The following is a 14760-nucleotide window of genomic DNA, read 5'->3' as shown; positions in this document are numbered from 1 at the left end:
TTTACCCTAGCTCTCAACAATATTTTGAGAGATAAAATGAGGAAATAATGAAATCTATCAGTCATCGTAGTAAGATAGTCAGACTTGTCATTTTTAGTTATTTCAATCTATTTTTGAGTAAAGGATAAAGTTGTGAGAGAGACTTTCAATTTTTGTGCAGGACCGGCGACAATGCCTTATAACGTGTTAAAAAGAGCACAAGAGGAGTTGCTAGATTGGCATAAAGAGGGGGCTTCGGTAATGGAGGTTTCCCACCGGGGTAAAGCATTTGTAGCACTTGCAAAAGAGTGTGAATCTGATCTTCGAGAGCTACTCGATATTCCTGCGAATTATAAAGTTCTCTTCTTACAAGGTGGCGGCCTTGCGCAATTTGGTTTAGTACCATTGAATCTCTTAGGTACACAAATTGGCGATGGTAAAACGACGGTAGATTACTTAGAAACAGGAATTTGGTCTAAAAAAGCGATGCTTGAGGGTGCTCGCTATGCCGGCGTAAATACATTATATAGCGGCAAAGCAGATGGTTATGTGGATGTACCACACCAAAATGAGATCAATGTGAATCCTGATAGCGCCTACTTACACCTCTGTTCTAATGAGACAATTAACGGCGTTGAATTTCATTACGATATTAAAAATTGCCCGATTCCTGTCGTTGCAGATATGAGCTCTAATATTTTGTCAAAACGCATTGATGTTAATCAATACGGAGTGATCTACGCTGGCGCTCAGAAAAACATTGGTCCTGCAGGACTGACTTTAGTCATTGTTCGAGAAGATCTATTAGGTAAAGCCTCGCCTTATGTACCTGATGCGCTCAATTATACGTTGCAAGCTGAAAATGATTCTATGCTCAATACTCCCCCAACTTTTGCAATCTATCTGATGAGTTTAGTGCTCAAAGAGTTAAAAGAGAAAGGTGGACTTGAAGAGATGGAAAAACTCAACCATAAAAAATCATTTATGCTCTATGACACTATTGATAATAGCCGTCTCTATCGCAATCCAGTACACGTTGATGCTCGCTCAAATATGACAATTCCTTTTACCTTAGCTGATCCAACACTTGATGCGCTCTTCTTAAAAGAGGCAGAGCAACATCACTTGATCAATCTCAAAGGTCATCGAAGTGTCGGCGGTATGCGTGCGAGTATCTACAATGCAATGCCAATTGAAGGTGTGATTGCATTGACCAATTTTATGAAAGACTTTGAAGCTCGGCATTATGGTTAATGATTTCCATAAGATAGGTAAAAGATTACAACAGCCTGTCTCGGTAACCTATCCCAATAACCTATTCCGATAAAATATAATGACTTGATATTTCTGTTTGAATCACCATTATGGTCTGATGACTAAAAGGTGATTCAACTGACTCTGTCGATTTAATATAGAATCAAAAATGAACAGATTTAATCAAATCTTAAGAATTCGTAATTAAGATGTAATAAAAGTAGGTTACATTAGTAGTAATACAATAAGAGTACTGCAATAACAGCACTGCGACAGTAGTACTACTGTTATAATCTGTCTAGTCTGTCTAATCAGATAGTTAGTCGCTTAAAATGATTATGAATTGTGTAAAAGATCAATCAATAATGGGTTCAGTTTTTTTATTTTAACTAATCAAACGCCCCCAATGAATGGACAAAAAATGATGTTTAATCAGAAAAAATTAATAAAAAAAGAGTTTTGGAAAGCGGCTTCGGCACTCTTCCTAGCGTCTTCTCTGCTTATTGGCAATCATCTTGTTGCGAGTGAGATCAAAAAAGAACCTCTTAAAACAGTCATCTCAGCACCGACTTATAATGAACAACTGATTAATGCCGCGCATTCTGCAATTCTAGCGCAATATCATTATGATCGTTTACCTATTGATGATCAACTCTCTGAGCGCATTTATACGCTCTATCTTAAAGCGTTAGATCCTCAAAAAACTTTCTTCCTACAATCAGATATTGATAATTTTGAACGCTACAAATATCAATTTGATGACTTTGTACGTCAATCGCGCTTAGAAGTGCCATATCAGATGTATGATCTTCTAATTCAGAGAATGGATGAGCAGTATGATCTAGTCGAAGAGCTCTTAAAAGAAGATTACGACTTTAATGTTGATCGTTCTATCGTGATTCAGCGTAAAGATGCAGATTTTCCTAAAACGAAAAAAGAGATGCGTGCACTTTGGAAAGATCGTCTGCAGAATGAGTTGATTAATCTGATGGTCACAGATGAGAAATTGACGCTTGATGAAGCGAAAGCGAAGTTACAAAAACGGTACAATACACGCCAAAAACGCATTCACGATATGGAAGAGGGTGAATTATTTAGCCTCGTAATGAATGTTGTATCGCTCAGTTTTGACCCGCATTCAGGTTACTATTCAGCGAAACAGATGGAGCAATTTAATATCAGTATGAGCCTTTCACTGCAAGGGATCGGTACGGTATTACGTCAAAATGATGATTCTGTTTCCATTGTTGAAATTGTCCCGGGCGGGCCTGCAGATTTAACCGGTCAGGTACAGATCGGTGATGAGATTATCGGTGTTGCACAGGGCGAAGATGGTGAATTTGTCGATATCGTTGGGATGCGTCTTGATAAAGTAGTGGAGATGGTTCGAGGTGAAAAAGGAACCGTCGTTCGCTTACAAATGATCGGTAATAAAGGTAAGGGCGGAGAGAAGATCGTTAAGATCGTTCGTGATACAGTTAAACTTGAAGAGCAGGAAGCGAAATCAAAAGTTTATACAATGCCCTCAGATGTAGAAGAAGCGGAATATAAATTAGGCGTAATTACCTTGCCGGCATTCTATAGCGATTTTGAAGGAAATAAACAAGGCGTTCAAGACTTCAAGAGTACGACCCGCGATGTGAAGAAACTACTTTTAGAGTTAGTTAATAAAGAACACATTGATGGCTTAGTAATTGATCTTCGAGGTAATGGCGGTGGCTCATTAACGGAAGTCATTGATCTATCGGCGCTCTTTGTCGGCAGCGATAAATCTATCGTACAAACACGCGGATTTGATGGTAATACAGATGCCCAATCAAGCCCGAATGAAGATCTGATCTATACCGGTCCTATGGTCGTTTTAATTGATCGTCTTAGCGCTTCTGCTAGTGAGATCTTTGCAGGTAGTATGCAAGATCAAGGACGCGCAATCATTGCCGGATCTACGAGCTTTGGGAAAGGGACTGTACAAACGATGATTGACTTAAGTCGAATCTTGGCAAAATCTACGAAGCCGGGTCAATCGAAAGTGACTATTGCAAAATTCTACCGAGCTAATGGAGAATCAACGCAAGAGAAAGGGGTTGAGCCTGATGTACATCTACCTACCACTTACGATCCTACCGAGATTGGTGAGTCTAAAGAGATGTATGTTATGTCTTGGGATACGATCGATGCAGCCCCCGATTATGATCCGTCCGTTGTTATTACAGATGATATAGCAACAAAGTTACAGCAAAAAAGCGAGCAACGTTTTAAAGAAGATGAGAAACATCAAATTTACAAACGCCAATCAGACAAAACACTTGAGCTTTGGAAAGTCAATGAGTTAAGCCTTAATCTTGATACTCGTAAAGAGAAACTTAAAACTGAAGAGGCGGAAAATCTTGAATTGCAAAATAGAATGCGTGTACTTTACGGATATGAGCCATTAACATTAGAACAATTCCGTAATGAAGATGGTACCTACACAAAACTCTTAAAAGATACGCAAACTGATCTTCTACTTGAAGAGGGGTTACTGATTCTTCGGGATTACATTGATCTCATTGATGTTGAAAAAACATTAGATATGACCGATGAAAGTGACGCTGAAGAGATTGTAATGCCGTAACATTGAACGGACTACTGATGGTCTATATCGAAGCCACTTGCTCTCAAGTGGCTTTTTTATTGCCCCGAAGATTAGCGATATTCAGATAGTGACTACTCAGCGCATAAAGTTCAGTAAGATTCACTTTTAGAAAGTGGTATAATAGCGTATTCAAAATTATCTTAAAAAAGTAAGAATTTCATAATTAAGGGTCAGAGATTGAATGGAAGATATCAGAGGGAAACGCGTAGTTGTCGGAATGAGTGGTGGCGTTGATTCATCTGTTGCTGCTTATTTATTAAAAGAGCGTGGAGCCGATGTTCACGGCGTTTTTATGAAGAATTGGGAAGAGGAGTTTGACCAAGGATATTGTACCGCCGAAGATGATCTGCGAGATGCAGAGTCTGTCTGTGAAACGTTAGGAATTCCGCTTCATAAGGTTAATTTTGCCAAAAACTACAAGGAGCGTGTCTTTGATTATTTCCTCGAAACCTTAAAAGATGGCTTAACACCAAATCCTGATGTGCTCTGTAATAAAGAGATTAAATTCAAAGCCTTTTTACAATATGCCGAAGAGCTTGGTGCTGATTATTTAGCAACGGGTCATTATGCTCGGGTAGAGCGTAAAGAGGGGAAAGCTTACTTACTCAAAGGGATTGACAATAATAAAGATCAGAGCTATTTCCTCTATCTACTCAATCAGCAACAGCTGATTAATACCTTATTTCCCATTGGTGATTATGAAAAGACGGAAGTACGTCAAATCGCTCTAGACAATAAACTTATTACCTTTGATAAGAAAGATTCCACAGGGATCTGTTTTATTGGTGAGCGGGATTTCACTGATTTTATTATGCAATATCTACCTACTGCGCCCGGCGATATGGTATTACCCAATGGTGAAGTGGTTGCAGAGCATAAAGGCTTAGCATTTTATACCATTGGCCAACGTCAAGGATTAGGAATTGGAGGACGTAAAGATTCTAATGGTGAGCCTTGGTTTGTAGCAGATAAAGATCTTGCGAATAATCGTTTAATCGTGGTGCAGGGCGATCAGAAAGAGCTGTATGGAAAAGGGTTGATTGCTAGAGATCTACATCAAATTAATCCTATTGATTGGCAGGCTGTGAACCCTCGTTTGACCGCTAAAATCCGTTATCGACAGCAAGATGTTAAGTGTCAAGTCACTCTATTAGAGAGCATTCCTGGTCAAGTTGATCGAATTCAAGTGGATTTTGATGAGCCCCAACGGGCCATTACACCGGGGCAATCAATCGTATTCTACGATGGCGAGATCTGTCTAGGTGGCGCATTTATTGAACGTAAACTTGATTAAGGCAAGATTGATAGGTCAGAACAGATGATCGGTCTAAACGATTTAGATCAGATTAAAGTTAGATTAAAGAGAGCGTACTTTAGGGAGTAATTGATAATAACTCTCAATTAAGGTACGCTATCACTTTAATAAGGCTTTGAAAATAATTTTGAAAATGACTTTAAAAATGAGATGTTAGTCTTCGTTAGTCTCCAATCTCTAATTTTCAATATAAGCCCCTCAGATTTACTTGTAAGCTAATGGATCGCTATGAAATTACTCGCGCTTTTTGAATCGTTTATTAATCCTTTTAAAAAACATCCTGATGAAGCGCCCCCTAAAACCTTATTCGCTTTCTATTGGCACTATGTCAAGCAAGTAAAGTGGGTCTTTGCCGGATTATTATTCGTTGGTTTTTTTGTATCAATCTTAGAGATTGCACTCTTTAGCTATATTGGGCAAGTTGTAGATATGGTGGAATCGGTGGATTCTGCCTCGGCGCTTTGGGAGACATATAGCGGCAAATTCATTTGGATGCTAATTGTAATTATGCTTCTCAGGCCGATTGCTTCTCTGATTCATAACCTCTTTTTGAATCAAGCGCTCACAACCAACTTTACCTCAATGATTCGCTGGCAACAGCATCGTTATGTATTAAAACAGAGTGTTGGCTTTTTCCATAATAGCTTATCCGGCGGTATTGCTAATCGTATTATGAATACGGGGCAGGCAATTCGAAATTCTGTCATTATGACTACAGATTCGATGTGGCGAGTGATTATCTATGCGGTCACGACGGTGGTGCTCTTTTTTGAGGTCAATATTTGGCTTACGGTACCGATTTTACTCTGGATTGTGGCATATATTCTATTGATGATCTACTTCTTGCCTAGAACCCGGTATCGCTCTCACCGTTCAGCGAAAACTCGCTCAAAACTAATGGGACATATTGTGGATAGTTATAGCAATATCGTCACACTCAAACTCTTTTCCCATAGTGATAAAAATGAGGAAGATGCTCGGAAAATGATGCGTGAGCAGACGGATGCGGCACTCTATTCTACGAAATTATCAACGGGAATGGATTTCTCGCTCACGATGATTAATACCCTCTTAATTGTAGCAACCGTAGTTCTATCACTCTATCTTTGGGGGGCTTCCTTAATTTCAGCCGGTGCCATTGCATTTACCATAAGTTTGGTGGTGAGAATCAATACAATGTCCACTTGGGTGATGCGGGTCGTGAGCCACATCTTTGAAGATATTGGGAGTGTTCAAGATGGAATCAAAGTGATTGCACAATCAAGAGAAGTGATGGATCAACCGAATGCCGGCACTATTGATACGGTAGAGGGGGAGATTGAATTTAAGTCGGTGAATTTCAGTTATCATCCTGCGAAACCCATTTATACAGATTTCAATCTTCATATTCGCGCCGGCGAAAAAATCGGTCTAGTTGGCCCCTCGGGTGCGGGAAAGACCACTTTAACGCAGATTTTGCTTCGTTTATATGATATTCAGCAAGGGGAAATTTTGATTGATGGTATGAATATTCATACCCTGACGCAAGATAGTTTACGGGCGCAAATCGGTGTGGTCACTCAAGAGCCAACACTTTTTCATCGCTCAATCCGCGATAATCTACTTTATGGAAATGTTGATGCGACAGATGAGATGCTCTTCGAAGCCTTAAAGCAGACAAAAGCCGATCAATTTGTGAGAGAATTGGTAGACCAATATGGTAACCGAGGATTAGATGCTTTAGTAGGGGAAAGCGGGGTGAAACTCTCCGGCGGACAACGTCAACGCATTGCCATTGCCCGAGTTTTACTCAAAAATGCACCAATCTTAATTTTAGATGAGGCAACCTCAGCCCTCGATTCAGAATCAGAAGCGGTGATCCAAGAGAATCTTGAGCTTTTAATGGCCGGAAAAACGGTGATAGCGATCGCACATCGTCTCTCTACTATCGCCAAAATGGATCGATTAATTGTGATGGATCAGGGGAAAATTGTCGAAATGGGAACACACGAAGCATTGATTAGTGCTGATGGTCTGTATGCACAATTCTGGCGACAACAAGCTTCTAATCCGATGAATAATAAAGATAAAAAATCTGATAAAAAGATTTTAAATCAGACTGTTAAATTAGATTAATTAACCTTGATTTTCTGATGCGTTATTTATAAAAATAAAATAATTATTTGACTTTTAAAATCCTTTAGGTGTATTATCCATCCACAAATTGCAGGTACCTCGTTAGGTGAGGCTCCTGTACGGAGATAGGCTACTGCCCAGAAACGTCCAAAGACGCCAACGGGTTTAACAGAGATCATCGGCTTAAGGTGATCTATAACGTAGCTAGCGACTAGAGAAATCATTGAATATATTATCCATTATGGAATGTTCATGTAACTATTTCCTTATGCCGTACAGTGCTAAAGCTCAATGAAAGAGGAAATCAGTAATTTCACTGATAATCATGAATATTTTGGTAAATAGCCAAGATATGCTTGTGGTAGATTCAAAATGATTATCCATTCAAATGGTATTAATAGAAACTGTAGAAGCAGATTTTGAGCGTAATAGATTAGAATGGGGAATGATTTTAGAAAGTGAGTAGGGCGCATAGCGAGTAAGCTATGAGTCTGCTTCTAGTGTCAAGTCTATATGCTACCGTACAATTATCCAGTGTAATATTGATTTGTTATGCTCTCTAGTGAATTGATTGAATTTCAAGAGCGCACCTTTTTCATAAGAAAGGTGCGCTTTTTGTTTATTTCAATTTTTCAATTCACTTTGCCAAGGAGAGCAATATGAGCATCGTACAAGATAAAATCATTCTCTCAAAAGAAGCTGCTATCAAGGCAGAACCTCAAACATCGGCTACAGAATGGATTAATCTTATTTCTCCCTCTATGGCTGAATTGAGTCGTGTTTTTAAAAAATACCATTTGCCAGAAGATACGTTACAACGAGCACGCGGCCATTTAAATCAATTAGACGATGATACTATTTTATTAAAAATTGATATCCCTCGGAAAAATTTGCCTCGTTCTAAAGTGCCATATCAGATCGCTCATCTAACACTCTTAATTAAAGAAGATACGGTCATTACGATTGCAGACCAAGATTCATTTCTCTTTACCTACTTAGAGCACGAGCATTTAGTCACTTGGGCAGAGAAAGATCCAACAGATTTTGTCTATCGAATCTTAGATATGACAACAACGATGTTTATCAATTTAACAGAGGCTTTGATACAGGAAATTAGCGTATTAGAGACTAATCTCAAACGAGAATTTAATAATAAATCGGTCTACAAACTAATTGATAACAATAAAAGTCTACTCTATTTTGCAAAAGCATTGAATAGAAATATTAAGCTTCTCAAGTGTTTAGCTCAGAAGAGTCTATTAAAAGCGGACTATGAACAGGATTTAGCGCTTCAAGATTTGATTACTAAAACAGAACAAGCTGAGAGTGTTGCAACGATTCATCAAGCAAACTTACGGAATTTAATGGATGCTTATTCGGCATTGATTGAGAATAATCTTAGTCTCTCAGTGCAATATCTAACCATTTTAGTGACAGTTGCAACGGTGCCGATGGCCATTGGTGGCATTTATGGAATGAATATTCCATTGCCTTGGCAAGAATCACCTTATGCATTAACAGGATTAGCGATAGTCGCCGGTATTATTATCGTGGGTGCTTTAGCATTCTTCAGATCGAAGAAGATGATTTAAAAGGATTCAGCGTAATCAGCGTCATACTGATAGAACGCTATCTATAAAAGATTTCATACAATTTCATAATGAATTTTGTCTATGTTGCAGTGATACAGCACTGCAAAGAAGTTTTTTGCGCATCATAAAAAGCAATAAACAACCTATGAGAGACAAAGTTCAGTACAGTTAGAAAGGATTGCCTTATGTTAAAAGTTTATAAAAGCCTTGCTTTAGGGGAGCTTCAAGAGGAAGCACGTTTCAAAAGCAATACATTAATTGTGTTAACTGATCCAGATTCAGAGAAAATCAAACAAGTGGCTTCACAGTTTAAGTTACCAGAGAAATTCTTCACTGATTCCCTTGATCCTCAGGAACATCCCCGTTTAGAGCGGGATAGTAATGGTTTATTAATTGTTCTCAATATTCCTGTGACAGATCCTAATGCAGGTAAAGAGAATGAAGCGCCTTATATTACGCTTCCATTTGGCATTATTCATTCGGAAAATAACCTTTTTTTAGTCACTAAAAAATCGCATCAACCGCTCATTGATCAATTTTTGAATGGCCAATTTGGGCTCTTTGAAACCCATATGAAAACCCGAATGACAATTTTGCTCTTTAAAGCAGTGGCTAAATCTTACGATGATCACTTAGGTTTTGTGAAAGATGAGACGCGAGTATTACAACAAAAATTGCGTCAATCTTACCAAAATCGCGAGCTCTTTAGCTTAATCAATCAGAATAAAAGTTTACTACAATTTTCCGTATCCCTATCGGCACTCACGATCTTATATCGCCAAGTGATTAATGGTTATGCAGTTAAAATTTATCCTGAAGAGAAGGGCTTGTTATCAGATATTTTAGTCGATATCGAACAATCTGCAGAAGTTGCAGAGATGAGCCGAGAAAGCTTGAGTAACTTGATGGATGCTTATGCGGCGATTGTTCATAATAATCTTAATACGGTTCTCAAAACATTAACAGCCTTAGCGATCATTCTGATTATTCCCTCGATGATTGGTTCTATTTTCTCCATGAATGTGGCACTGCCAAGCGAAGAAGATCCAATATCTACCGTTGTTGTGGCTAGTATTATGGTGTTAGTAAGCGTTGTTTTACTCTTTTTCTTCTACTGTAAAAAATATATTCGTTTTGATTAATGGGAGCTTATCATGATCACAATTTACAAAAACTTAGTTAAAAATACCTATGAGCATGAAACGCAAATCACCGATAACAACTGGATTCGTGTGATAAACCCAGACCAGATGGATCTCAACACGCTTCATCGTACGCTCAATATCCCTATGGACTTTATGAAAGAAGCCATTGATATTAATACTCGCCCAACCATTATGAGTGAAGGTGATATGATGCTTTTTATTATTCATCTACCTTATGTAAACCCAGAATTTAAGGCTAATTCTGAAGGGATTCGTTACCAAACAATTCCTCTAGGTATCGCATTAGTCGGCACTCATATTGTGACAATCTGCAGTGTTGATATGACTCATTTTTTCGAATCTTTTATGAAATGCTGTGATGGTTTAGGTCGAGAAAAACAGGTACAAAATCTCCTGGATCTTTTTCATATCACCTCAGAGCGCTATCTTAAATTGATGCATACCATTGAATATGAGATTGCCGAAGCTGAAGATGAATTATCCCGTTCATATCGGAACTCTGAGCTTTATACATTACTTTATATCAATGATGGTTTGCTAGATATGACAATCTCTTTGAAGCAGATGTTACATCTTATGCGTAAAATCAATAAAGAGCGTCTTTTAGATCTTTTTCCAAATGCAGAAGAGCGCTTTGAAGATACCATTATTGAATTAGAACAAGCTTATTCTGTAGCGGAAATCAATCAATTGAATGCCAATAACGTGATGGATGCTTACGGTAATATTATCCAAAATAATGTGAGCCATGTCGTTAAGCTATTAACAGCACTCACCATCGTATTGTCAATTCCAACAGTGATCGCCACAATCTATGGTATGAATGTACCATTACCATTTCAGGAGAATGAACACGCATTTGCGATTCTAATCGTTATCATGGTTATTCTTACAGGTGTCGTTGCCGGAATTTTCTATAAGAAAAAATATTTCTAAAACTCTGTTCACAGCCTTTCATAATTAAAATTTTAAGTTTCTCTCATAACAACTATATCTATAATAAAATCTTTGACCCTTGGTAATACAAGGGTCTTTTTTATAGTTACATTTTGTAGATCTAAATGTGTACAGGGCATCAACAAGCTATCTCTCTCTTAGTAAATCTAAGATATATAAAATGTCTAATTCTATATATTATGTTAAATAATATATCCGTTTTATATATGCTCGAATCTGCCAGCGTATAGATATATGGAATTATTCAAGCATGCTCATTGTTAACATTAAGAACTGAACTCTAAGAAGATTCTAAGAAGATATTACCTTTGATGAAAGCTTCACTTGAAATCATTATCACTATTTGTAGTCGTAATTAAAACTCGATATTCTTCATCTACTTTTGCTTCTTCCTGCATCGCATTACAAATCTGTGCATTCATTTTATAAAACTCAATACGACTATATTGTGCGGAATAAACTTTTTTATACATTTCATCCACTCGGCATTCAAGTGGTCGAGTTGCATAGATCTTGCAATTATTCTCTGTTGGTGAGAAATATTTACAAACTCCATTGCCAAGATCATAATCTCGGAGCGCCTCAACACCGCCAATACGTTGACAACAAAGACCACAACCTGTACATGGGAACATCATTAAAAGCCCTCTTGAGTGAAATATTAGAGATAATTCGCATATAAAAAAAGCCAGTAATACAGTAACAAATAGTTGTTATTATAATTACTGACTTTAAAAAGTATAACATTTTGACTATCGCATTTTTGTACCCATAAGTTGCAATTGCTATACAAATAAGCAATAAATATTTTAATTCATACTGTTAGCCATTTCGATCTTCTTCTTTTTACTAGTAGCCCCGATTGTGGCAAGAATACCGCCAATAAGTGCTAAAATCATACAGATAGCAACAAAAGTTCCCCCTAAAATAGCGCCAAGTATTGAACAAATAATCAGAAAAATACCAGGGATCTTAGAATCAACACCTATACTTACAGCGCCTAATATAATCGTTAAAAATGAAAATACTAATCCACCAAACCCCAAACCGATAACTGTATTAGCACCTTCCGCTTCAAAGGCACCACCAACACCACCAACCATCAATGTGAAAATTGCAGCTATAACAGCAAAAATACCAGCAATAAGGGCAATAATGCCACCTGATTTACGCATATAATAAACTCCTAAAAATATTGATATATGAATCGATCTCTACCAAAATACCCAGATAGTTAGAGATCATTAGGAGACATTAACATAACGATTTGACAGGTTATGTCATAATTACCTAAATATATATATTTTTATAAAAAATATATAATATTAAGAAAGGTCAAATATAAAAAAAGGGAAGCATCTATTGCCTCCCTTTAAATCGCATCTTTAACCTGATAATAGCCGCAAACCTACTCCCGAATCACCGGCAATTCCGCGATATTTCTCGCCGATTGGATGAGCATCCATTTGCCCTGTGCTCTTCTCTCTCGTAGGCTTCGTTCTGAAATTAAGAAGTTATAGAGCACTTCTAATTCTCGTGTGCGTACATCATTATGTACCTTGCCGGCGGAATCGACTATGGGTGTTCGGTAGATCTCTTGATCTTTGGCAAGCGCTAGGCGCATCTGTAATTGCGCAATGGAATCTTCATCTAAAGCCCATGTAAACTCTAGAAAGTGGATCTTCTCCCGCAAATATTCCTGCTTCCATGCTCGCCATTCCCGCTCTCTGAGAAGCTTCATCTCGACAAAACTTTTCATCTGTTTCCTCGCTAAGATAATTAATCTCTATATTTTAAGGAGAGCAACTTCTATTGTACAGAAAGGAATTTTAAGTTTGAGAATCTATTAATTGTGAAAAATAGCGCTCTTTAATCTGATTTTGTAATTCACAATTATCTTTTATCTGTTTCAGTGCTCTTCTTGCATATTCACTATCTAGACATTGATCACCTAAGCCTTTTAGCACTTCCTTTTTTAAATTACATAATGTTAACAACACGTCATAATCTCGATTATCAATGGCTTCTTGTAGTTTTCCTTCAATTGGTTCAGCTATCTCCGAAATATTTCCTAACTTTGTAGTTAATTGCGTGATTTCTGTCTCGATTTTTTCAAGAGAACTATAATTTTGTATCTTGTAATGCTCTAATCGGTTATCAATCTCTTTTTTTACTGCAGAGGTGATAATTTTATCTTTCTTAAATTCTATTTTTGTAAAAAACTTGTTTTTAAAATTTTCTATTTTTTCTCTAGTTTCGTTTTCTTCAAAGTTATTCGATATCACTAGATTCATCACAATATCTGTCAAAAAGAGCATCTCTATTTCATTAAAAGGTAAAACATATATTTTATCTTCATTAAATTTCGTTTCCCAACAATCATCCATCAGATCTCTATCAACAATTCCTATTGCTCTATTATGATGTATTAAAGATAAGTCATTAAAGGATTTGGTGTAATTGATCACTGAAATATGTCCACCAACGGGAGTTAGTGTATATTCAACCCCAAATAGAGCTGAATAAATTTGATAATCATAGCTTTCATATTGCCCTTCACAAAAAAGAATAGGTTTTTTGCTTCCCATTAATTCTGCCACTAATGTTTGAGGCATATTTTCTATATTGGGAAGTTTTTCTATCTCCCAATTATTAGGAGGTGTATATTCCTTAATCCAATAAAAATGCGTATTATCACGTTCCCGAGAAGCAATAAAATCTATTGAGTGAGTTATGAATACAAATCGACAGTCTTGACGCTTAGCGATAAGCTCATTCCACAAACTTTTATAAATAGTGGGATTAAGGTAGGTTTCGGGTTCATCGATAACAATAATACTTCCCTCTTTTGCGATCAATATATTTGCAATATAAAAAACAATCGCCCGCTCTCCGTCACTCATTAAATTAAAATTATATTCTTCCCCATCCGCAATATTTTGGGCTATGAAAACTTGTTCGACACCTTCAGGTCTTAATTTAATATTAGGAATGAGTTGGTTAAATAGACCGCATAAATAACCCGCATCACTCTCTTCATAGTTTATTTCTTGATTCGTTATTAAATTCTCACTTGCTTGCCTAATATGCTCATTAATAATAGATGTAATAATATTTTTAAAATAATGAGGATATTGATAGAAATCAGGCTGTTGTTTAAAATCTTGCTCTGCTTGTAAACTGATAATATCTTCATAAGAAGCTGTTCTTTTATGATTGGGAGAGTCTTCAGTTAAAAACAGATACTTTTGTGCAGGAATTACAAACAGATTATCTAAATTGGAATTCTTTAAAAAACTAGCTAGAGATGATTTCCCACTACCATTAGCTCCAAGTAATACAGCATTTTTATCAGAATCTTGAATAAACTGAAGTAGATCTAATCTTTTAAACTCTCGATTAAAATCGCCAAATACAAATCGAAACAATGGAATATTATATTTTGAATGATGTGCTACAACTAGAGTTTGTTCCTTGCTTTCCCCATTTTCATCAACGATAGTTTCTTTCTTTAACTCATAATTATTGACTGTCGTAATAATCTCTTCTTTTAACGTACTTCGTAATGATGCATATTGCGGAGAATAATCACTTTTTTCACTTTTTTTATTTAAAAAATGATCCTTAATATTCTGAATAAGCTCGCTGGTCGCAACATATTCAGGATTTGAAATATCTTGACTACAACCTTGTAAAAATCGTTGTAATTTTTCTATTGTATCTTGCATAAATATATACCATTATTTA

At 36.8% G+C, this 14760-nt stretch carries 11 protein-coding genes and 1 riboswitch; of the genes, 7 read left to right on the top strand and 4 right to left on the bottom strand.

Annotated features, from left to right (window positions below; genetic code table 11):
- The first annotated feature begins 132 nt into the window (after window positions 1-132).
- The 7 genes from serC (at window position 133) to DC083_RS06885 (ending at window position 10992) form a co-directional block, all read left to right on the top strand.
- Complete coding sequence (gene serC / locus DC083_RS06920) at window positions 133-1233, top strand: 3-phosphoserine/phosphohydroxythreonine transaminase (RefSeq protein WP_109189484.1); 1101 nt, start codon at window positions 133-135, stop codon at window positions 1231-1233.
- A 421-nt stretch (window positions 1234-1654) separates the two neighbouring features.
- The gene (locus tag DC083_RS06915; protein ID WP_157954902.1) at window positions 1655-3847 is read left to right on the top strand and encodes a carboxy terminal-processing peptidase; all 2193 of its coding nucleotides are present in this window, start codon (window positions 1655-1657) and stop codon (window positions 3845-3847) included.
- A 202-nt stretch (window positions 3848-4049) separates the two neighbouring features.
- A complete protein-coding gene (mnmA, locus tag DC083_RS06910; RefSeq protein WP_109189482.1) occupies window positions 4050-5162 on the top strand; it encodes a tRNA 2-thiouridine(34) synthase MnmA in 1113 nt (370 codons plus the stop codon).
- A 249-nt stretch (window positions 5163-5411) separates the two neighbouring features.
- Complete coding sequence (locus DC083_RS06905) at window positions 5412-7298, top strand: ABC transporter ATP-binding protein (RefSeq protein ID WP_109189481.1); 1887 nt, start codon at window positions 5412-5414, stop codon at window positions 7296-7298.
- A 91-nt stretch (window positions 7299-7389) separates the two neighbouring features.
- Window positions 7390-7605, top strand: a riboswitch (M-box (ykoK) riboswitch).
- A gap of 352 nt (window positions 7606-7957) precedes the next feature.
- Window positions 7958-8890 (top strand): magnesium transporter CorA family protein, encoded by a 933-nt coding sequence (locus DC083_RS06895; RefSeq protein WP_109189479.1) that lies wholly within the window; start codon window positions 7958-7960, stop codon window positions 8888-8890.
- 185 nt (window positions 8891-9075) lie between these two features.
- Window positions 9076-10032, top strand: a complete 957-nt coding sequence (locus DC083_RS06890; protein ID WP_109189478.1) for a magnesium transporter CorA family protein — start codon at window positions 9076-9078, stop codon at window positions 10030-10032.
- A 12-nt stretch (window positions 10033-10044) separates the two neighbouring features.
- Window positions 10045-10992 carry a magnesium transporter CorA family protein gene (locus DC083_RS06885; protein WP_109189477.1) on the top strand — a complete coding sequence of 316 codons (948 nt, stop codon included), beginning with the start codon at window positions 10045-10047 and terminating at the stop codon, window positions 10990-10992.
- Between the two features lie 341 nt (window positions 10993-11333).
- Here DC083_RS06885 and DC083_RS06880 read toward each other — a convergent pair whose 3' ends face one another.
- From DC083_RS06880 to DC083_RS06865, 4 genes are all read right to left on the bottom strand, one after another.
- Window positions 11334-11651, bottom strand: coding sequence for a YkgJ family cysteine cluster protein (locus DC083_RS06880; protein ID WP_109189476.1), 318 nt, complete (start codon window positions 11649-11651; stop codon window positions 11334-11336).
- 171 nt (window positions 11652-11822) lie between these two features.
- Window positions 11823-12188 carry a hypothetical protein gene (locus DC083_RS06875; RefSeq protein ID WP_109189475.1) on the bottom strand — a complete coding sequence of 122 codons (366 nt, stop codon included), beginning with the start codon at window positions 12186-12188 and terminating at the stop codon, window positions 11823-11825.
- A 233-nt stretch (window positions 12189-12421) separates the two neighbouring features.
- Window positions 12422-12772: a hypothetical protein gene (locus DC083_RS06870; protein ID WP_109189474.1), complete on the bottom strand. Its 351-nt coding sequence runs from the start codon at window positions 12770-12772 to the stop codon at window positions 12422-12424.
- A 70-nt stretch (window positions 12773-12842) separates the two neighbouring features.
- A complete protein-coding gene (locus DC083_RS06865; protein ID WP_109189473.1) occupies window positions 12843-14741 on the bottom strand; it encodes an AAA family ATPase in 1899 nt (632 codons plus the stop codon).
- Window positions 14742-14760 lie beyond the last annotated feature (19 nt).

This window comes from Ignatzschineria ureiclastica (assembly GCF_003121845.1).
Taxonomy (GTDB): Bacteria; Pseudomonadota; Gammaproteobacteria; order Cardiobacteriales; family Wohlfahrtiimonadaceae; genus Ignatzschineria; species Ignatzschineria ureiclastica.
This window is presented reverse-complemented; position numbering and strand designations above follow the sequence as displayed.